This is a genomic window from Synechococcus sp. WH 8016 (assembly GCF_000230675.1).
Lineage (GTDB): Bacteria > Cyanobacteriota > Cyanobacteriia > PCC-6307 > Cyanobiaceae > Synechococcus_C.
Window position 1 is genome coordinate 242,027 of sequence record NZ_AGIK01000002.1, and the last position, 19,714, is coordinate 261,740.

Below are 19,714 nucleotides of genomic sequence, written 5' to 3' on the forward strand. Positions count from 1 at the left end.
CTCAATCCTCCTGAGAACGGGTGGTGCGCAAGGCGATCAACAACTGATGGCGGCGCTGACGACGGCCCACCACTGCATGGATCACCAAACCAGATCCCACAAGGATGGCAGGGAGAGCTTGCCAGCGGTCGGGACCTTCTCGCTGCAGCATCGCTGACACTCCAAGCAGCACCATCAACGGCGCCGCCAGTGACAACACGGTGTGGATCCTTGTCCTGGATTGACGGCTCATGGTGTGGGAGTCCAAGCCAACATCGCAGCGGTCAACACCTGCACCCCCACGCCGAGGGCCCGCTCTTCAGGGTTGAAATGACCGTTATGGAGCGGTGCACATCCATCAGGACCCGCCACCCCCAGGCGAAACATGCTGCCAGGAACGTCCTGCAACAGTTCTGCAAAATCCTCGGCACCAAGGGAAGGCTGTTCCAGGCGTTGCACGTGCTCTGCCCCCAGTTGTTCAACGGCACTGCGCTCTAGCAAGGCGGTGAGGGCGGGGTCGTTGCGTACAGGGGGTGCAATGCAGCGGTAGCGAACCCGAGCAGTGGCGCCAAAGCTCCCGCAAATGCCTTGCACCGTCTCCTCAATCCAGGCCGGTAAGCGTTCATGGAGATCCGCACACAGGCAGCGAACCGTGCCGAGGAGGGTGACCCGATCGGCGATCACGTTGAAGGCTTTGCCCCCCTCGATTTTCCCAAAACTGACCACCACTGGATTGAGGGCATCCAAGCGACGACTGATCGCCTCCTGCAATCCCGTCACCACCCGGGCTGCAATCCAAATCGCATCGAGGGATTGATGGGGCCTCGCTCCATGACCGCCTTCACCGATCACCTCAATTTCCAGTTCTCCCGCAGCCGCTGTCAAGCTGCCGCTGCGCACCCCGATCGTGCCCACCGGCAAGGTGGGAAACACATGCACGCCGAACAGGGCACTGAGCCCAGCGGTGGCACCATCAGCACGCATCCAGCGAGCACCTTGGGCAAGCTCCTCAGCAGGCTGAAACAACAGGCGCATCCCCACGGGCAAGGACGACTCCTGCGCCAACAAACGCGCAACCCCCAGACCAATACAGCTGTGGATGTCATGACCGCAGGCGTGCATGACTCCCTGCTGCAAGGAGGCATAGGGCAAACCCGTGCGCTCCTCCACCGGCAAAGCGTCCATGTCCACGCGCAAGCCCAGCTGCGGACCGCTCTGCGGACCAAGCTCCGCCAGCACACCGGTGCGCCCCACCCCTTCTCGCACACGCCAGCCGCACTGACGCAACTCCCCTGAAATCAGGGCCGCGGTCTGATGCTCTTCCCCACTCAATTCCGGATGGGAATGCAGATGGCGTCGCAACTCGATCAACGCGGGCAAGATCGCCTCAAGCCGGGCTTTAAGGAGAGGATTGGTGGTGGTGGTCATGGACTTTCCAAAGCCAGAAAACGCTGTAAATCAGCAACAGGTCGTGGAGGCCAACGACGCACCTCTAGCAACCAATCGGCCTCGCGATAACTCGGATCCAAGCCTGAAGCCGCCGCCCAGTTGCTTTCAGCCTCCCCCTTAGAGCCCCGGATCCAAAGCAGAGCACTCAAGCCAGCCCGCGCATCCGCAAACATTGGATAACGACGGATCAAGTTGCGCATCTCCCGCTCAGCCTCGTCAAAGGCCTCAAGTTGATAGAGGGCCAACGCCCTGCTGGAGCGCGCCATGGCAAAACCGGGACGGGCCTCAGCGGCGCGCCCATACAGAGTTTCAGCCGATTCCCAATCGCCTTCGGAGCCGCGCACATTGCCGAGGTTGTAGAGCGCCGAAGCATCTTGTGGATCCCGCTTCAAGATCCAGTTGTAATCCTGCTCGGCGTCCGTCCAGTGCTGCAAGGCCTCCTCAGCCGTGCCTCGATTGAGATGGGGGTCGGATTCTTCTGGAGCGAGCGCAATGGCCTTGGTTTGATCGGCGATCGCCCCCTCGGTGTCACCTAAAACAAGACGAACATTGCCGCGGTTGCTCCAGGCAGCCGCATCCTCTGGAGCCAGCTCCAGCACCCGATCCCATCCCTCAAGGGCCTGTTGCGGATCGCCCTGACGGCTGAAGCGCAGGGCCTGTTCAAACAATTCCCGGTGCTGGTCCTTCGGAAGCGATTCAGCCAGAACCGGATCGGCCCCCAGGAACAGCACAACCCCGAAGGCAACCAACAACAACGACAAACAACGCTTGAGATCGATGCTCATGCCGCATCTCCCTCGTCCGCCGGCCAGCCCAGATGGCCTCGGCCCGCGGCGGTGACCACACGCCCACGGGGGGTGCGCTGAAGAAATCCGAGCTGGAGCAAATAGGGCTCCACCACGGCCTCCAGGGTGGTGGGATCCTCGCCGAGCGCCGCGGCCAAGGTGTCGAGACCGACGGGTCCGCCTCCATGGGACTGGAGCAACAGCTCCAAAAGGCGACGATCACTGGCATCCAGGCCCCGGCCATCCACACGATGCAGGGTGAGTGCTTCATCCACTAATTGCACATCGATGCAACCAGACACCTCCCGCACACAGGCCACATCCCGCACGCGGCGCAACAGACGATTGGCAATCCGGGGTGTGCCCCGACAACGTCGGGCAATCTCGGCACAAGCCTCAGCAGAAAGCTGCAAAGACAACAGACCAGCCGCTCGCATCACAATCGCTTGCAGATCCTCTTGTCCGTAGAACTCCAGGCGCTGAATCAATCCAAAGCGATCACGCAGGGGCGAGCTCAGCGCGCCGGCCCGGGTGGTGGCACCCACCAGCGTGAAGGGCGGCAACTCCAGGGCTCGCGTTCGCGCCGTACTGCCTTTGCCAACGGTGAGATCCAGGCGTCGGTCTTCCATCGCTGGATAGAGAAGCTCCTCGGCAACGCGGGTGAGCCGATGAATTTCGTCGATGAACAACACCTCCCTTGGCTGCAGGTTCACGAGCAGGCCAACAATGTCGCGGGGGCGCTCCAAGGCCGGAGCGCTGGTGATCCGGCAGGTGACCCCCAATTCTTCCGCCAACACCATCGCCATGGTGGTTTTGCCCAAGCCGGGAGGGCCATACAGCAACACGTGATCGAGGGCCTCCGCCCGGCCCATCGCTGCCTGAATGGCAATTCCCAGCACTTGCTTGAGTTCGCGCTGGCCGATGTAATCGTCCAGCCGACGCGGCCGGAGACCGTCTTCTTTCGTGGCGCTCAGCTCGGCCGAATCATCCTGTTGACGCGCTGCATCCACCACCCGCGACGGCTTCGGTCGGGGAGCTCCCTTGGAGGATCCAGCGTTAGAAGAAACAATCGCCATGGTCGCAGGGTACCGATAGCTGGATAAGGTCGGGAGACCGATCGGCCGTGGGGCCTGACGCGAGATGGGCAAGGGAGGCGGCAAAAAGAGTGCAGCGGCAAGAGCAGCGGCCAATCGCCTGCTGGCCGACAATCGGCTGGCCAGACACCAGTACGAAATCCTCGAAACCCTAGAAACGGGAATCGAACTTCTGGGGACCGAAGTGAAGTCGGTGCGCGCTGGACAGGCCAATCTGCGCGATGGCTTCTGCCTGATTAGACGCGGCGAACTGCACCTCCACAACGTTCATATCTCCCCGCACACCCACGCCAGCCGCTATTTCAATCACGACCCACTGAGGGTGAGACGCCTGCTCGCCCATCGCCGCGAAATCGACAAATTGCGGGGTCAGCTCGAACAAAAAGGACTCGCCCTGATCCCACTTAACCTCCGCCTGCAGGGATCCTGGATCAAGGTGACCATCGGCTTGGGGAAGGGGCGCAAGCTGCATGACAAACGGGCCGCTGCCAAAGACAAGCAGGTCAAGAAAGAAACACGGGAGGCCATCGCCCGCTACTGACCCCTCAGCCCTTCTGGCTCAGCGGAGGGCTCTTGGACCGCTTGCTCTTGGGCAGATGGCTCTTGGGAAACCTTCTCCTTCACGCCAGCTGGCTTCGGCCCAGGAGGTTCTGGCAGAGCCTCCACCGGTCCCTGCGCTCCAGTCGCCGGATCGGCAATCGGATTGAGATCCACCCTTGGCAGCGGTTTCGACACGGCTTTCGGTGCAGGGGTCGGAGTCGGAAGATCAGCGCGACAGGACAAGGTCAACAGGCCGGATGCGACACCTTCATTCGTCACGAGCACCTGCACAGGCGTGCCCACATCAGCCTCCAGCGTGACCACTCGCAAAGGGCCCCTTTCTGCCGCGACAGAGCCGTCAGCGGCATAGACGGTCATCTGCATCAACGGTGTTCCGTTAATGCCGAGCACAAGCCGACGATTGGCCGGCACCTGAATGGAAATCAGGCGCGCGCTATCGGCTGGGACCCGACTGGAAAGCACGGTGGCCATCTCGGCCCCTGCCTTCACCTTTTCAATCTTGACCTCCTCCAGACTGCGCAAGGCAGCGGCGTACCAAAGCTGCCGGAAGGGTTCTGGTGGCTTGGTACCCGTGGCTACACCCGGCAACAGGGTGTTGGCCGCCACGGAGACCAGCTGCTCCACCACCCTGTCATTCACCCCTTGCGCCACAAGGGCCTGACGTTGGGTCTGCCAATCCTTCTGATCGAGTTTCCCCAGGCGTCGCCGCAGCCCTGGAGGCAGCTGTTCCACCCTTGCCAGCCACTCGTTGGCCAACGCATTCCAAACCTGGCGCAGGGGAGCATCCTCGAGGGAATCACTGGGCAAGCGACCGCTCCGCTCCGGGAAACGGGCCAACAGGCTGACATCCACGAGCTCCAAGAACCAGCTGCGGTCGACTTGCAACGCTCTCAATCGACTCAGCAGTTGTTGACGCTGATCCACTTCTGCCGGCGGCAGGCTGGCCGTCGGCGAGCGGCCCACCACATCACGCTCGGTGGAGGGGACGCCAGACGGGGCGTTGCCCCGGCTGAGGAGGAACCAACCGATGGCCGTACCCACCACCGCTGACATCAACAGGGCGATCACCACGGGCCATAGCCGTCCTTCCGCCGCCATTTGGCGCTCATCGGCGCGCTGACGCCGGCGAGGCTCAGGAGACGAGGGGCCAACAGCCTGCGGCTCCATGGCAGGACGTTCAGGAGAGGGCAGCAGCACAGGCGCCAGCACAACCGTTCGATCCGAACTCGGCATGGGGCCCGTCGATTCCGGCATGGGAACCGCTTTCAAGGCCTGCAAGACCTCCGCGGCCTGCTCAAAACGGCGACCTGGCAGCTCGCTCAGCATCCGTTCCAACACGTCGCGGAAGCCCTCATGGAGTTCGAGATCTGGGGGGCATGGCCATTCACTGGCATCAGCGGGCAGCAAGGCCTCCGGGGCCCGTCCACTTAGCAACGTCAGTGCGGTCACGCCAAGAGCATGAACATCCATCCAGGGAGCGGCCAGCTCGCCACGGCCTTGTGCCCTCGGGGCATAACTAGCCGTGGCTCCTAGGAGCGGGGCGGTGCCGAGTTTTTGAAGCAGGCCAAAATCCAGCAAAACCGGCAGCCCATCCTGATCCCGGCGAAGAAGGTTGCTGGGATTGATGTCTCCATGGACCAGTCCCTTGCCATGGAGAACGCCTAACACTGGAAGAAGCTGACGCAACAGCAACAGCACTTCACCGCCACCAAACACCAGCTGACGCTCACAACGCTGCTGCTGGATTTGGCCAAAGCTGGATCCTTCCTGCCACTCCCTCACCAGCCAGAGCGAATCCAATTCCTCCAGCAGTCCTCCGAAGCGTGGGATCAGCGGGTGAAGAACCGATTGCATGGCCGGCCAAAGCTGGCGAAAGCGGTCTTGCGCATCAGGATCCTGCAGCTGCCGCAGTGCTACGGGCGCATCTAAGGCCAACACATCCGTTCCACGCCAAAGCTGCCCCTGGGGTGCGGACGTGTCTGACGTCAGACATTGATCCAAGCGGTAGCGCTCAGCCAGCAGCGTGCCGATCACAACGACATTGCCTAAATGGGTTGATGCTAGGGCGAGTTTTGGGAAAGCACCTGCAGCCTGGCCTCCCTAAGGTCACTATCTCGTGCATCAACCCGCCATGGACTCCGGCACGCTGATCCGCCGGCTGATGGACGTGCGCCGCACCAGCGAAGTGTTGATTGAGCCGCTTGAAGCCGAAGATCTCTGCCTCCAGGGCATGGCCGATGCGAGCCCCCCTAAATGGCATCTCGCCCACACCACCTGGTTTTTCGAAACCTTTGTTCTGATCCCCCACTGCCCTGGCTACGAGGGAGCCGATCCCCGCTGGAACTATTTATTCAATTCCTATTACGAAGCGGTTGGCCCTCGGCAACCCAGACCTCAGAGGGGTTTACTCAGCCGGCCGCCGATGAAAGAGGTGATCGCTTGGCGCCACAAAGTGGACCAGGCCCTGAAGGACCTGCTTCAAAGCAACGGCGACTCCCCTTCCCCCTGGCTGCAACTCGTCGAACTGGGCCTTCAACACGAGCAACAGCACCAGGAATTGATGTTGATGGATCTTCTCGATGCCTTCAGCCGTCAGCCCTTGGAACCGGCCTACCGAACGGATTGGCCGGAGGCCGAAGAGTCTTCTCCTAAGGGAACAACAAACGACGGGACAGCTCCCGGTTGGCTGCCCTGTGCGGGGGGCCTGGTGGAGATCGGCCAAGACATCGAGCAAAACAGCACCCACAACGCCCACCCCTTTCATTTCGACAATGAGGAACCCCGGCATCGCGTTTGGCTCGAGCCCTATGCCCTAGCGGATCGCTTGGTGAGCAACGGCGAATACAAGGCCTTTATCGCGGACGGCGGCTATGAACGCCCCGAACTCTGGATGAGTGAAGGCTGGGCCATCCGCTCAGAGCGGCAATGGCAAGCACCGCGCTATTGGCGCCAAGAGTGGAATGAACAGAAGGGTGCTCCACAACAGCGAGACCCCTCAGCCTGGGCCTGGGAATTCACCCTGGCAGGCCTCTGCCCATTGGAGGCCCATCGCCCGGTACGCCATCTCAGCTGGTTTGAAGCCGATGCCTATGCACGCTGGGCTGGATCTCGCCTACCAACGGAGGCCGAATGGGAGATGGGCGCCAAGGAGCAGGGGCTTCAGCTCAAGCAAAGCCATGCTGAGCTTTGGCAATGGACAGCGAGTCCCTACAGGCCTTATCCCGGATTTCAGCCGGCCCAAGGAGCTGTTGGCGAGTACAACGGCAAGTTCATGACCTCCCAATTCGTATTGCGGGGCAGCAGTCAGCTCACCCCGGATGGCCACTCCCGCAACACCTACCGCAACTTTTTTGCTCCCTCTAGCCGCTGGATGGCGGCTGGCCTGCGCTTGGCCCGATGACAACCACCTCTCAACAGCCCCATTACACAACCGATCAAAAAACAGAACTGATCGACCTCCATCCGCCAGCAGCGGATATGGAACAGCTCGTCAGGGTCGGTCTCAATCGTTGTCCCCGCCAGCTGCCGGCCTGGTTTCTCTATGACGAGGAGGGGTCGCGCCTGTTCGATCGCATCTGTGAGCAACCCGAATACAGCCTGACCCGCACCGAAATTGCCCTGCTCAAGTCGTCTGCCCCAGAGATTGCGGCCGCCATCGGTGAAGGGGTGATCGTGGAATTCGGTGCTGGCAGCGCCCAAAAAGTAGGCCCTCTTCTCGAGGCGGCCCATCCCGCCGCCTACGTGGCATTGGACATCAGTGCCGAGCATTTAGGCAAGGCCACCACAGCCCTGCAACAACGCCACCCAAGGGTGCCCATGCTGGGCATTTGCTGCGATCACAGCACGCTTTCATCCCTGCCTGAGCACCCATTGCTGCGACAGCAACGGCGGATCGGCTTCTTCCCTGGCAGCTCGCTCGGCAATTTTGAACAGGACGATGCCATCCGCGTGCTGCGCCAGTTCAAGCAGTTGCTGAATGGGGGACCTCTCCTTCTTGGTCTTGACCAACCCAAGAGCAAGGTTCGCCTCGAAGCGGCCTACAACGATGCCGCTGGGATCTCAGCCGCCTTTGCACGCAATTTGCTGCATCGCCTCAATGCCGATTTGGGAGCAAATTTTGACCCCCAAGCCTTTTCGTACCAAGCGGATTGGCAAGCCGAGCAACACCGCGTGCAGATGGCCTTGATCAGCCGCTGCGACCAAGTGGTCAGGATTGCCGGTGAGCGTTGGAGCTTCCAATGCAATGAACCCCTGATCACCGAATACAGCCTCAAGTACAGCCCTAAACGCGCTGTTGCGTTAGCGCAACGGGCCGGATGGCGCTGGCTGCGTCGCTGGCATGATCCAGAGGATGATCTCTCCTTGCATCTTTTAGAGCCCACAGACTGAGATCCAGACCTTCATCCCTGCTGAGCCATGAGTCGCGACGAGCAACGGGCCACCGTCCGCCTACAACGTGAAACCCTGATCGAAGAGCTGGAAACGGTCTACCGCAATGCCTTTGATCGCCTAGGCGCACTCGAGCTGGGTGAGGGCTCGGTCGCCCGTCTCACCCAGCTGTTGCTGCGTTCAAGGGAAGGGGCGATCAATCCGCTCGAGCAGGAGATCGAAGCTCCATTGATCACGCGCGCACCGGATCAAATCCCATGAGTCCCTCCTGGATTGACAACCTCGAACGCAGCTTGGAAGAACGGCTTGAGCAGTTTTTGCGCAGCAATCCAAGCCAAGATCAACTCCTGCGCGAACAACACCTGCAGGACCGCCAAAGGGATCTTCACAACCGTCGCGGGCAACAGCAACTCCAAGCGAGGGAATTGCGCCGACAACTGCTCACGCTTGCTGAACAAGTCCAAGCCTGGACTCAGCGTGGAGAGAAAGCACGTAGGGCTGGCGCCCTTGAACTGGCGCAACGGGCGGATCAGCACGTGGTTGCCCTGATGCAGCAAGGTCGTGAACTCTGGGAAGAGTTCGAGGCGCTTGGCCTTCAGTTCGCCGAACTCGAAGAGCAGCTCAACAGCCTGAAAACTCAGGAAAAGCAGTCAACATCTCGGCGAAGCCTTGATGAGGACTGGGCCCTCTTCGAGGCACAGCAAGGGCTCGAAGAGCTGAGGCGCCGTAAAGGGCTCAGCTAAGAGGGCCTCAGCTGAAAGCGCCCTAGCTAAAAAGGCTTCAGCTCGTCACATGTTTGATCGCTTTCGATCAAGCCTTCGGCGCGGGTGGCTCGAGGCTCACATTTTCAGGCGGAGGAGTGGGGTCTGGATCAGCAATCAGCATGTGCTGAAGCACGATCTCAGGACGCTCACTGTCACGCCAGCGGATGCGATAAGCGGGCATCTTGGTGCCTCGGCTCGTGGTCTGCTCCACGGGCTCCATCACCCATCCGCGACGGGACCGCCCCTGCGGATTGCGCTTGACCACCGCATCGGCGTGTTTGAAGCGGAAACCTACGCGCTCACCACTCATGGGAATTGGACCCTGCCACTGGGTTTAATTATCCATGCTGACAGGTCACCCCTCCGGTCGCATCAACGGAAAGGCAATCACATCCCGAATGGAGGGGCTATCCGTGAGCAGCATCACCAAGCGATCAATCCCGATTCCAAGTCCACCCGTGGGGGGCATCCCCACTTCCAGGGCCTGAATGAAATCCTCATCCACGCCGCTGGCTTCCACATCTCCTGCCGCACGGCGTTCCTGCTGGAGCTCCATGCGGCCTCTTTGATCCAAAGGATCCGTGAGCTCACTGAAGGCATTGGCCGTTTCACGGCCCACGATGAACAACTCAAACCGCTCCACCAGACCTGGCTTGCTGCGATGTTTACGCGCCAGGGGGGAAATTTCCTGCGGGTAATCGAGCACAAAGGTTGGCTGGATCAAATTGGGTTCCACCGCATGCTCAAACGCTTCGTTCAAGAGCCGTCCGACCGTGTCGGCCTTATCCGGTGCAGGGAGATTCGCGGCTCGCATCGCCTCCACAGCCGCCTCACGGGTCTGGAAAGAGGCGAAATCCAGGCCGGTGGCCTCCTGCACAAGTTCATGCATCGTGGCGCGCCTCCAGGAAGGCGTCAGGTCCACCTCCACGCCCTGGTAGGTGATGCGGGTCGTCCCACAAACCTGCTCACAAACCGAGGCGATCAGCTCTTCGGTGAGCGTCATCATGTCGTTGTAATCGGCATAGGCCTGATACACCTCCACCGAGGTGAATTCAGGGTTATGGCGCGTGCTCACCCCTTCGTTGCGAAAGATCCGCCCGAGCTCATACACCCGTTCAAATCCACCCACCACAAGCCTTTTGAGGTGGAGCTCCGTGGCAATCCGCAGGTAGAGAGGCAGATCAAGGGTGTTGTGATGCGTGATGAACGGTCGCGCTTCAGCTCCACCGGCTTCGGATTGCAAGACCGGTGTTTCGATCTCTAGGAAGTCGCGTTCATCCAACCAACGGCGGATCGCACTAACGGCCATCGCTCGACGCCGGAAGGTCTCACGAGACTGCGGCGTGACGATCAAATCCAAATAACGCTGGCGATAGCGCTTCTCCACATCGGCGAGGCCATGCCATTTATCTGGCAGGGGCTGCAGCGACTTGGTGAGCATCTGCCATTCGCTCACCTTGACGGACAATTCACCGCGATCGGTGCGGCGCAAGATGCCGTGTACCCCGATCAGGTCGCCTGCGTCCACCAAGGAACTGAGCTGAGCAAAGCTGTCTCCCAGCGTTGCTTTTTCGAGAAACAACTGGATCGTTCCCGTTTCATCCGCCAGCGTGAAGAAGGCAAGCTTGCCCATCACCCGGCGCGTCATCACCCGACCAGCCACAGAGACCTTCAGGTCGCGCTCGGTGCCGTTCGGGAGATCTGCATGATCGGCTTGCAAGCGAGCCATGCGATCGGTGAGATCAAAACGCAACGCATACGGCTCTTGCCCCTGTTCTTTGAGAGCATTCGCCTTCTCCAAGCGGGTCTCACGAAGTTCAGACAAGAGAGAAGAAGCAGTCGGGCGCCATCCTGCCCCGCGACGGGGACGAGAGCGAGCGGATTACGCCAAATTCATCAAACTGCTGCCGGTGCTCCCGCGGGCTCACCCATGCGTTGAGACGCGTAGCCAATCCCTCTCACCGTGAGAATCAATTCAGGATTGCGAGGGTCGGGCTCAAGCTTGCCGCGCAGGCGTGCGACATAAACATCAACGACCCGGAGATCGGCCGCACGTCTGGGCGGGTATCCCCAGAGCTGCTCCAGGATTTCAGCCCTAGGCACCACGTGACCTGGCTCCCGAAACAGCAACTCAAGAAGGCTGAATTCTGTGTAGGTAAGAGCGATCCGCTCGGTTCCACGATTCACCTGACGGCGATTGGTATCAACCACGAGGTCGCCAACCCGCATCACCCCTTGGCCACTGGGAATTTCCCGTGGCTCAACGGTGGCGGAGCCAGAGCCAACCCGTCTCAAAATCGTGGAAATACGGGCTTCCAGCTCTTTTGGACTGAAAGGTTTTGGCAGATAGTCATCGGCTCCGAGGTCGAGGCCAGCGACGCGTTCAGAAATCGATTCCAGCGCCGAGAGAAAAATGATGGGCACGCAGGATTCCGCTCTCAGACGCCTGCACACGGCAAAGCCGTCCATTTTGGGAAGCATGACGTCGAGCACAACGAGATCTGGAGCTTCGTTATGGAACATCTCCAACGCTTCTTCCCCGTCCTCAGCGGAAATGACGTTGTAACCAGCTAATTGCAGACGCATCAACAAAACCCGCCTGACTGCGGGCTCGTCGTCAACCACAAGAATGGTTCCTTTTACAGAAGGCCCATCTGTGGGCATCGCAACACAATGTGAAGAGAAGCGACTCTACCGGTCAGCGCAAACGGTTCGTGAGTGACAAAAAGCTATCGACTCAGGCTTTCGATTGTCTTTATGTTTTCAATTCAAGGCAGTGAATGGCTCCCTTAGGGCCAGCGCGCCTCTGAATAACGGTTCCACTGTTCAGCAGCGGTACGCACCGCCTCCTCACTACTGATCTGACCCAACATCGCCCTCTGAAGCTGGGTGTAAACGATGCTTTGCAGTCGCTTCACCCCTGGCGTCGCAGGCACCAGGACCCTCGCTCCCTCCAGCGTCTTGGCCGACAGCAACCTCGCCTCTCGAATTTGAGCCTGCTCGGGAGTGGCAGGTCGCTCAGCCTCAAGCTCAGCACGCACCTGCCTGAGAGCCGCCAGGGAGGAGGGCAACACTCTGGCCTCGCGCGCAAAGCGCGCTTGGTTCGGTCCGTTGGTGAGATCCAGGGCGAACGACAACGCCTCTTGCGGTCGCTGACTCTGGCGAGGAACAGCGAGCGTCATCAAAGCCACGTTGGCAGTGCCGTCGTCTCCTGTGAGAGGCGGTTGAGGGATGGTCACCGCCGCCACTCCAGGGGCATTGGTCTGAATGCTGCGTAAAAATTCAGCCCCACTGGCCAGCAAGGCAAGCTCACCACTTTGGTAAAGCTCAATCGCGCGGCGCTGCCCCTGACTGACCACTTCCCGAGGAAGAAGCCCCTCTCGATACAAATCGGTCCAAAACGCAAACGCCTTGCGCCCTTCTGGCGAATCGAATCCAGCGCGCTGTTGCTCATCGAGCAACACGACACCCATCTGCACCATCGACTCCAGCAATTCAGCGGAATCGTCGGGCACGGCCGTGACAAACAGCCCGTAGCGTCCCGTTCGCTCTCGAATGCGGCGGGCGAAGGCCGGGACATCCTCCCAACGACGGGGTGGCTCTTTCACGCCAGCTTGTTGAAGCAGCTGCTGGTTGACCAAGCTGAGGCGGACCGTGAGATACCAGGGCACGGCAATCTGACCCGCCTTTGGATCGCGCGCGGCACGCCACACCGAAGGCAAATAGCGCTGAGCGGCATCGGGCGGCAACAGCGGCGTGAGATCGGTCAACCCACCCTTGCTTGCCAAATTGGCCGCGAAGGGGGGATTGAGATTCACCACATCCGGAGCGGTGCGCGCAAACACGGCTGCCAGGAGCTTCCGTTCCACCGAACCCCAGGGCAGGTCGGTCCAACGCACCGGCGCATCGGGATGCTCATCATCCCAGCGATCAATCACCTGTTCCATGTAGGTGTTGAATTTGGGCGCTAGTTGCAGCGTCCAAAGCTGGAGAGCTCCTTCTGGAGCGGCGGCACGCCGGCATCCCCCCATCAGCAACGACGTGCTGACAACGGCCAAGGCGAGCCACCTAAAGCGATGGGACCTATGGCGATGAGAAGTGTGCTGAATCATGCGGGAGTGCGCCGTCGCCAGATCAGAAGTTGCCAAGACCCAATCATCGGGGCCATCAGGCCCGTCATCAGGCCTTGGGCCAAACAGGTGTGCAATGCAAAGGCTTGGGCCAAAGGAGCATCCACACCCTGAACCAACAGCTGCGCCCAAAGGCTCAACCCAAGCAACATCGTGCCGATCCAAGCCAGCAACCCCAGATTGAGACTGCGTTGAATCGGTCGGCCCCGCCGCCCGAGCCGTCCCCACCACCAGCCCAACAGCATCAAAGCAGGCACCTGACTGACATCTCCCACACTGAGGCCATCCAGGACCAATCCCATCGCCGCGCCCGCGATCACTCCCGATACCGGTCCATCCACCAGAGCCCAGGGCAACAGCCACAGCACCGCCCAGCTCGGCAAGACACCTCCCAAGCTCAGCCATGACGGTGCCGCCAAGCTGATCAACGGCACCAACAATCCGGAGGCAACACAGATCGGTTGGCTGTGAAGACGAGCCATCGATCAGCGCCGACTCACCTGCACCCAGTCGATCGCATCCGGAGGCGCAATCAACTGAACCAGGGCCGTGGGAGCTGGAACCGCTCTGGAGTTCAAGGACTGCACAACGGCCACAGGAAGGTTTGCAGGCAACAGGGTGCTGGCCGGGGAGGTGCTCACCAAATCACCAGGACGAACCTTTACGTCTTTATCGATGAATTTCAGTTCAGGACGGGCCGTGCCCATTCCCACCAGGAGGGCATGTTGACGGGTCCGAGGCACCCAAACGCCGACACGACTTCCCGGGGCGGTGAGCAAACGCACGAGGCTTGTCGCTGGCGTGGCACTTTGCACGCGACCAATCAATCCACCCGGACCGCTCACCGCATCCCCTTGTTTGATGCCATCCAGCCCCCCCTTCCCCAGCACGATTTGCTGCCACCAGCCCTCAGGCGTTCGGGAGATCACAGCAGCAGAAATCGCCCCTTGGGCACCTTGACGATCCAACGAAAGCAACCCCCTCAAACGGGCGTTATCCACCTCGAGCAACTGCAAACGCGTGGCATCGTCCTGCTGCTGCGCTGACTGAACCCACTCTTTCTGAGCTGAACCTGGCCAAAACGGACGCGTGAGCAAGGCATAGGCGTCGACAAAACCGGCGCCCTTGCTCCAACGCACCATCCCCAGCACGCCAAGCAGAGCCAGCCAAGGCCAAATTCGTTTCAGGCTCCGGGAACGTGTTCCCTGCGGCCACGGCGAGGAGCCCATCGGAATTAGAGGCTCGAGGCAGAGCGAACGAATTCAGGGGTATCCAACACACGCTGCAGGCGCTTGTAATCCTCCAGCACCTGTCCGCAGCCATTCACCACACACAGCAGCGGATCTTCCGCCACGTGGGTGAAGATCCCGGTTTCATGGCTGATCAGATCACTAATCCCCCTCACCAGAGCCCCACCGCCCGCGAGCATGATTCCGCGATCGACGATGTCCGCGGCCAGCTCAGGGGGAGTGCGTTCAAGCGTGCGCTTCACCGCCTCAACAATCACGTTGAGGGGCTCAGCAATCGCCTCACGAAGATCACCTGCTTGGAGCTGAATCGTGCGCGGCAAACCAGACAAGAGGTGCAAACCACGCACATCCATCACGGTCTGGTCGAAGTCGTTGTCTGGGAACGCAGAGCCGATTCGAATCTTGATGTCTTCGGCCGTGCGCTCACCCACCACGAGGTTGTGAACCTTTTTGAGATGGACGCCAATCGAATCGCTGATTTCATCACCAGCAACGCGAACGGATTCACTCAGCACGGTGCCTCCGAGGCTGAGCACCGCCACTTCGGTGGTTCCACCACCGATGTCCACAATCATCGTGCCGACGGGCTCTGTCACCGGCAGCCCAGCACCAATCGCCGCGGCCACGGGCTCATCGATGAGATGCACTTCTCTGGCACCGGCCAGGCCCGCCTCACGCACGGCGCGGCGCTCCACACCCGTCACACCACTCGGGATGCCCACCACCAAACGCGGCGCAATGATCCCGCGCCCCTCATTGCCTTTTTGAATGAAGCTTTTGAGCATCTGCTCAGCCGCATCAAAGTCCGCGATCACGCCATCACGTAGGGGCCGAACGGCACGAATGTTCCCGGGCGTCCGGCCCAGCATCAGCTTCGCTTCATCACCGACAGCCAGGGGCACTCCCCTCTCCAGATCAATCGCCACCACAGAAGGCTCTTGCAACACGATCCCCTTTCCGGAGACGTAAATCAGGGTGTTGGCAGTGCCGAGGTCGATACCGATGTCACGGGAGAGTTGAAATCGACGAAAAAGCACTGGCTGTGGCACAAGTCGCCGAATCTTAGGAGGGGTGTCATGCGCTGGCTCATGCATCGCCTGATCCATCGGCTGATACATCCGGCGCTGAGGGTGGAACTCCTTAAAAGCAGCCACGTCAACCGTGGCGCATCATTGATCCACACAGAACAAGACCTTTATGGGTGTCAATTCCGTAACCCTGGTCGGCCGCGCCGGCCGAGATCCCGAAGTTCGTTACTTCGAATCGGGAAGCATGGTGGCCAACCTGACCATTGCCGTGAATCGCCGCAGCCGCGACGACGAACCAGATTGGTTCAACCTTGAGATCTGGGGCAAACAGGCCCAGGTTGCCGCCGATTACGTCAAAAAAGGATCACTCCTGGGCATCATCGGCAGCTTCAAATTGGATCGCTGGACCGATCGCAACAGCGGTGAAGAACGCAGCAAGCCTGTTGTTCGCGTCGATCGCCTCGAACTCCTCGGCTCCAAACGCGACAGCGAAGCGGGCACCGGTGGATTCGGGGGAGGGAGCCCGAGCGACGAAGAAGTTCCCTTCTGAAACAGGGGCCCACGGCGACCGGCGACTTCCTCGAGTGGAGGGGCTCAACACAGCCGGTCGCCGGCGCCTATCCGCTGGTTAGTCGGCCGACTGGCGGCGACGCCAAATCCTGAGGGCCAGCCAGATCCCACCAGCCAAAACGGCAATCACCAAGCCCACCTTGATCACCTTGGAGACAGGGTCGATCCAGACCTCAACATTGCTGTATCCCTCACCAAGAACCATCCCAGCGATGGTGAGCAACAGCGTCCAAATCAGGCTGCCAGCCGTGGTCCAAATCAAAAATGGCGCCATCGGCATCAACTCGATTCCTGCAGGAACCGAAATCAAGGTGCGAATGCCTGGCACCAACCGTCCCCAAAACACGAGGGCCGTGCCGTAGCGGCTAAACCAGCGGCGACTCCGCGCCAACTCCTCGGGGCTAATGCCGATCCAGCGGCCATGGCGCTCGAGCCATTGCTCAATGCGTTGTTCATTGATCAAACGGCCTATGCCATGCCAAGGCAACGCCCCCAGCACCGTTCCAATCAAACCCGCCAGCACAACGGGGACAAATTGCAGTTGCCCTTGCTGCACATAGAAGCCTCCCAAAGGCATGATCAGCTCAGAGGGAATAGGCGGAAACAAATTTTCGAGAAACATGGCCGCAAAAATGGCGCCATACCCCAACCATTGATTTGCCTCGACGGCCTGTCCAATCAGCTCTGGAAGCTGGGTAATCAGTTCAGACAGAGACATCAAGCAAGAACAAAAAAAAAGTATATACCAATTAACAAAAAATTAAAGAGGGATTAGGATTAGCAAATTAAGCCAAGAGCCAATGGCTCATTAAAAAAGGAAGATAAAACCTTCAAAAAAAAAGATGATAATAATTACCATATCAACAGCTGTTGGAGATTGACCTAAAAAAAAAGGGGGAAACAGAGGAAGATTGATTATCAAAAAATACTTGAGGTTGGATAACACCAAAAGCGAAAGAGAGAACGCGGGGAAAGCGCAATAAATGACAAATTTGGATTAATCAAACAAAAGATATAGAGCGGCAGAAAATGCATAAAGGCCAATCCATTCACCACCTAGCAAAGCAAAAGATGCATAAAGAGAAATGAAGAAAAAATAGACACAGAGAAATTAATCAAAAACTTTAGAATGCAGAAGAATAATGGAAGCGCAGAGAAGCCAAGGCGAAAAGAGAGTTAAAACGCAGATTCACAAGAAACATGACAATAAACTCAAGAAAGAAATAGCGGCGAGCACTAGAAGATATAAAAGAAAATTGTATAATGACAAAGATTAAGCAACACCGAACAAATTAGAGAAAAATAAACGGCGTGAACTTTGAGGTGGATGCCTTTTATTGGAAAGTTCTGGCCCCTGACATCGTTAACTCCGGGCGGGAGGAACAGGGTTCGATCTGAGCGTAGGCCTCGTGGGAAATTCTGCCTCCCAGAGTGCTGTGTGGGCTTACATGGCAGTATCTCCAGAGGAATCGCGCCAGGTTAATCTCAGCGTCCCAACCATCGCTGTAGGCGTGCAGATACACCTCCTCGTATTTGACTGTGTGCCACAGCCGTTCGACCAAGATGTTGTCGTAGCAGCGTTTCCTTCCTGACCAGCTGATCTTGATCTCCTCTGCCTGCAGCCTTGCCGCGAAGTCGCTAGAGGTGAATTAGCAGCCCTTGTCGGAGCGGAAGATCTCTGGTTTGCAATCCCCTGCCAACGCCATCTCCAGGGCATCGAGACAGAACTCCGTGTCAAGGCTGTTCGAGAGCTTCCAGCTGAGGACATTTCTGGAGAACAGATCAACGATCGCCACCAAGTAGAGAGCGTCAATCCTGGCCATGATCCGTAGTGTCGATGCCCGCACCGGCGTGGGCCTGTAATACAGCATGGATCTGGACAGACCCAGCAGCGCACATTGTGGCTGACGCTGAGCTCGGGGTGGCCTGGATCGACCAGCTTGCGCAGTTCACGGGCGTCAGAGCAGCTAAGACTTTTTTTGAGCCACTCCAGCTCCATCTGCAGCTTGCCGATCTGCTGGAACAGCTCTGCCTCCTTGTCCTTGCTCCTCTTGCCCCTGGCGAACAGCTCGCTGGCACCGTCCAGCAGCTGCCGCTTTCACTGGCTTACCTGGATCGAGTGGATGGCATGGTCAGCGGTGATCTCCTAGATCGTCTTGCGGCCACTGATCGCCTCCATGGCGACTCGGGCCTTGAACTCGGGACTGTGGGTGCGGCGCTTACTCATTGGCGGAAGCCCCGATCAGGGGCGGTGCCCCGCATCAGAGGTTAACGATGGGGCCTGTCCAGAAAAACCAGTACACCTCACTTATGAGGCATTGGAACATACAAATAAGATAAGAATTAGCAGAAAAAACAATAGCAGTCAACAGATATAAGACTTAAAAAAGGGCAGAAAAGTGCAATACGATAACGTGTGAAAGCTGTCATCAAAGCAGGCACAAAGAGCAATAAGCAAAGAAAACAAATACTACAGATAAACAAGAAGAAAAGGGAAGCTAGATGAGAATAAAAGAAACAATTGATTGCAAATACCTATATAGAATATACATAGAGTCATTTCCTAAATTAGGAAATGGATACTCATAAAAGACAAAGAATAATATGACTCGACCTAAAGTGAAAAAAAGACCTATGCCAGTTGTACGAAAAATGAGGACAAAGTATTGTCAGAAAAAGAAAAATCAATAATTGATATAAAAACTTTAAAAAACAATAAAATTGCAAAGCAATTGATACAAAAAGCATAAAGCAAAACCGATATAAATTTAAAAAAATAATTACACAGATGTATAACAAACTCTAATTAAACATACATAACAGGCCTAAGGACACATACCCTCAACAAGAGGAACCTCAAAACACTTCTTATGCATAATAGGTCCGTGACCAAAATAACCATCTTCACCAAAAAGTTCACCATGATCAGCAGAAACAATAAAATAAGTATTGGAAGGACATTTAGAGAATAGTGAATCCATTAATGAGTCAACATGATTAACGCACAAAGATTGCTGTTCATGCAAGAATTTCATTTGTTGGTCTTCAAAAAAACTAGAGCCATTATTTGTTTCTGAGCGATTAGTAAGCATGAAATCATCCATTGCCTTAAAAACTCCATGAACTCCAGAAATATGTGGAAGAGTCTCATCAGTTAACATATAAGGATAATGGGTTTCACCTAAATTGAAAAAATAGAAAGTAGGTGATTCATTGTCAAAATCAACAATATCAATCATACCCTGAAAGTCATTATGATTAGACATCAACTCATAATCATCAAAATGTTGACTTGCAGGTGTAAACTTATTAAGAACAGGCATTGAAACTCGAGCTACTGTGCGATAGCCATTGTCCTTGAGCATTCGTGGCAAGGAGAGATAAGGCACAAAACTCTTGAAGGATAAATTGGGAATATCAAGACGCTCAACCCACTTAGAAAATTCGTTTTTATAAACCTCAGAAGCAAAAACATTGCGAGGGCTTTCATGAGGCAATAAACCCATTAAAATGGTATGGTGAGAAGGTGAGGTCCATGAAGCATAAGTAAATCTTCTAGATAGTTTACCCAAACTTAAAATATTAGACGCATTAGCACTAAGGAAACTGTCGTAACGACAACTATCGAGAATGATATAGACAAGATTATTAGCCATGATCAAAGCAAAAGGTAATTTACTATAGCAAATCAGAGGCGAAATGGAAAGAAACAAAT

Annotated in this window: 23 protein-coding genes; 7 read left to right on the plus strand and 16 right to left on the minus strand. The window is 57.4% G+C overall.

All coding sequences use genetic code 11. The features are described from left to right. Window position 1: 1 nt before the first annotated feature. The 4 genes from SYN8016DRAFT_RS08090 to ruvB are packed head-to-tail and all read right to left on the minus strand — an operon-like array spanning window position 2 to window position 3,289. Entirely contained in the window at window positions 2-232 is a 231-nt protein-coding gene (locus tag SYN8016DRAFT_RS08090; protein ID WP_006853867.1) for a DUF3188 domain-containing protein, read from the minus strand. Then, window positions 229-1,407: an amidohydrolase gene (locus SYN8016DRAFT_RS08095; protein WP_006853868.1), complete on the minus strand. Its 1,179-nt coding sequence runs from the start codon at window positions 1,405-1,407 to the stop codon at window positions 229-231. Before SYN8016DRAFT_RS08095 ends, SYN8016DRAFT_RS08090 begins: the two co-directional genes overlap by 4 nt. Further along, window positions 1,404-2,213: a tetratricopeptide repeat protein gene (locus SYN8016DRAFT_RS08100; RefSeq protein WP_006853869.1), complete on the minus strand. Its 810-nt coding sequence runs from the start codon at window positions 2,211-2,213 to the stop codon at window positions 1,404-1,406. The genes SYN8016DRAFT_RS08095 and SYN8016DRAFT_RS08100 overlap by 4 nt, the downstream gene beginning before the upstream one ends. After that, window positions 2,210-3,289 carry a Holliday junction branch migration DNA helicase RuvB gene (gene ruvB, locus SYN8016DRAFT_RS08105; protein ID WP_006853870.1) on the minus strand — a complete coding sequence of 360 codons (1,080 nt, stop codon included), beginning with the start codon at window positions 3,287-3,289 and terminating at the stop codon, window positions 2,210-2,212. Before ruvB ends, SYN8016DRAFT_RS08100 begins: the two co-directional genes overlap by 4 nt. Before the next feature lie 64 nt (window positions 3,290-3,353). Here ruvB and smpB point away from each other — a divergent pair, with 64 nt between their 5' ends. Continuing rightward, on the plus strand, window positions 3,354-3,848 hold the full coding sequence (gene smpB, locus SYN8016DRAFT_RS08110) for an SsrA-binding protein SmpB (RefSeq protein WP_006853871.1): 495 nt from the start codon (window positions 3,354-3,356) through the stop codon (window positions 3,846-3,848). Here the strand turns inward: smpB and SYN8016DRAFT_RS08115 are convergent. After that, entirely contained in the window at window positions 3,842-5,902 is a 2,061-nt protein-coding gene (locus SYN8016DRAFT_RS08115) for a serine/threonine protein kinase (protein WP_006853872.1), read from the minus strand. The genes smpB and SYN8016DRAFT_RS08115 overlap by 7 nt on opposite strands. Before the next feature lie 97 nt (window positions 5,903-5,999). On the opposite strand from SYN8016DRAFT_RS08115, the gene egtB reads away from it, so the two are divergent. From egtB to SYN8016DRAFT_RS08135, 4 genes are read left to right on the plus strand one after another with little or no spacing between them, the layout of a single operon-like run. Continuing rightward, entirely contained in the window at window positions 6,000-7,268 is a 1,269-nt protein-coding gene (gene egtB / locus SYN8016DRAFT_RS08120) for an ergothioneine biosynthesis protein EgtB (RefSeq protein ID WP_006853873.1), read from the plus strand. Beyond that, window positions 7,265-8,257 carry an L-histidine N(alpha)-methyltransferase gene (gene egtD, locus SYN8016DRAFT_RS08125; RefSeq protein WP_006853874.1) on the plus strand — a complete coding sequence of 331 codons (993 nt, stop codon included), beginning with the start codon at window positions 7,265-7,267 and terminating at the stop codon, window positions 8,255-8,257. Before egtB ends, egtD begins: the two co-directional genes overlap by 4 nt. Window positions 8,258-8,284: 27 nt before the next feature. Continuing rightward, window positions 8,285-8,518, plus strand: a complete 234-nt coding sequence (locus tag SYN8016DRAFT_RS08130; RefSeq protein ID WP_006853875.1) for a hercynine metabolism small protein — start codon at window positions 8,285-8,287, stop codon at window positions 8,516-8,518. Continuing rightward, a complete protein-coding gene (locus SYN8016DRAFT_RS08135; RefSeq protein WP_006853876.1) occupies window positions 8,515-9,000 on the plus strand; it encodes a hercynine metabolism protein in 486 nt (161 codons plus the stop codon). Before SYN8016DRAFT_RS08130 ends, SYN8016DRAFT_RS08135 begins: the two co-directional genes overlap by 4 nt. A gap of 67 nt (window positions 9,001-9,067) precedes the next feature. Here SYN8016DRAFT_RS08135 and SYN8016DRAFT_RS08140 read toward each other — a convergent pair whose 3' ends face one another. The 7 genes from SYN8016DRAFT_RS08140 to SYN8016DRAFT_RS08170 form a co-directional block, all read right to left on the minus strand. Beyond that, the gene (locus tag SYN8016DRAFT_RS08140) at window positions 9,068-9,331 is read right to left on the minus strand and encodes a hypothetical protein (RefSeq protein WP_006042532.1); all 264 of its coding nucleotides are present in this window, start codon (window positions 9,329-9,331) and stop codon (window positions 9,068-9,070) included. Between the two features lie 45 nt (window positions 9,332-9,376). Beyond that, entirely contained in the window at window positions 9,377-10,846 is a 1,470-nt protein-coding gene (gene lysS / locus SYN8016DRAFT_RS08145; RefSeq protein WP_006853877.1) for a lysine--tRNA ligase, read from the minus strand. Between the two features lie 71 nt (window positions 10,847-10,917). After that, on the minus strand, window positions 10,918-11,685 hold the full coding sequence (gene rpaB / locus SYN8016DRAFT_RS08150) for a response regulator transcription factor RpaB (RefSeq protein WP_006853878.1): 768 nt from the start codon (window positions 11,683-11,685) through the stop codon (window positions 10,918-10,920). 125 nt (window positions 11,686-11,810) lie between these two features. Then, entirely contained in the window at window positions 11,811-13,133 is a 1,323-nt protein-coding gene (locus SYN8016DRAFT_RS08155; RefSeq protein ID WP_006853879.1) for a sugar ABC transporter substrate-binding protein, read from the minus strand. Beyond that, a complete protein-coding gene (locus SYN8016DRAFT_RS08160; RefSeq protein ID WP_006853880.1) occupies window positions 13,130-13,633 on the minus strand; it encodes a hypothetical protein in 504 nt (167 codons plus the stop codon). Before SYN8016DRAFT_RS08160 ends, SYN8016DRAFT_RS08155 begins: the two co-directional genes overlap by 4 nt. Window positions 13,634-13,636: 3 nt before the next feature. Continuing rightward, entirely contained in the window at window positions 13,637-14,380 is a 744-nt protein-coding gene (gene mreC, locus SYN8016DRAFT_RS08165; RefSeq protein WP_006853881.1) for a rod shape-determining protein MreC, read from the minus strand. Window positions 14,381-14,385: 5 nt separating this feature from the next. Then, the gene (locus SYN8016DRAFT_RS08170) at window positions 14,386-15,438 is read right to left on the minus strand and encodes a rod shape-determining protein (protein ID WP_038014152.1); all 1,053 of its coding nucleotides are present in this window, start codon (window positions 15,436-15,438) and stop codon (window positions 14,386-14,388) included. A gap of 160 nt (window positions 15,439-15,598) precedes the next feature. Here SYN8016DRAFT_RS08170 and SYN8016DRAFT_RS08175 point away from each other — a divergent pair, with 160 nt between their 5' ends. Next, a complete protein-coding gene (locus tag SYN8016DRAFT_RS08175; protein WP_006853883.1) occupies window positions 15,599-15,979 on the plus strand; it encodes a single-stranded DNA-binding protein in 381 nt (126 codons plus the stop codon). Between the two features lie 78 nt (window positions 15,980-16,057). Here SYN8016DRAFT_RS08175 and SYN8016DRAFT_RS08180 read toward each other — a convergent pair whose 3' ends face one another. The 3 genes from SYN8016DRAFT_RS08180 to SYN8016DRAFT_RS15770 all read right to left on the minus strand — a co-directional run bounded on the left by SYN8016DRAFT_RS08180 (window position 16,058) and on the right by SYN8016DRAFT_RS15770 (window position 17,822). Beyond that, window positions 16,058-16,717, minus strand: a complete 660-nt coding sequence (locus tag SYN8016DRAFT_RS08180) for a DedA family protein (RefSeq protein WP_006853884.1) — start codon at window positions 16,715-16,717, stop codon at window positions 16,058-16,060. A 616-nt stretch (window positions 16,718-17,333) separates the two neighbouring features. Further along, the gene (locus SYN8016DRAFT_RS15765) at window positions 17,334-17,561 is read right to left on the minus strand and encodes an integrase core domain-containing protein (RefSeq protein ID WP_071778041.1); all 228 of its coding nucleotides are present in this window, start codon (window positions 17,559-17,561) and stop codon (window positions 17,334-17,336) included. A gap of 87 nt (window positions 17,562-17,648) precedes the next feature. Beyond that, window positions 17,649-17,822 carry an IS3 family transposase gene (locus SYN8016DRAFT_RS15770; RefSeq protein ID WP_006853885.1) on the minus strand — a complete coding sequence of 58 codons (174 nt, stop codon included), beginning with the start codon at window positions 17,820-17,822 and terminating at the stop codon, window positions 17,649-17,651. 14 nt (window positions 17,823-17,836) lie between these two features. Between SYN8016DRAFT_RS15770 and SYN8016DRAFT_RS15775 the strand changes: the two genes are divergently transcribed. Next, window positions 17,837-18,271, plus strand: coding sequence for a hypothetical protein (locus SYN8016DRAFT_RS15775; RefSeq protein ID WP_006853886.1), 435 nt, complete (start codon window positions 17,837-17,839; stop codon window positions 18,269-18,271). Window positions 18,272-18,824: 553 nt separating this feature from the next. Here SYN8016DRAFT_RS15775 and SYN8016DRAFT_RS08195 read toward each other — a convergent pair. After that, the gene (locus SYN8016DRAFT_RS08195; RefSeq protein WP_006853887.1) at window positions 18,825-19,655 is read right to left on the minus strand and encodes a sulfatase-like hydrolase/transferase; all 831 of its coding nucleotides are present in this window, start codon (window positions 19,653-19,655) and stop codon (window positions 18,825-18,827) included. Window positions 19,656-19,714 lie beyond the last annotated feature (59 nt).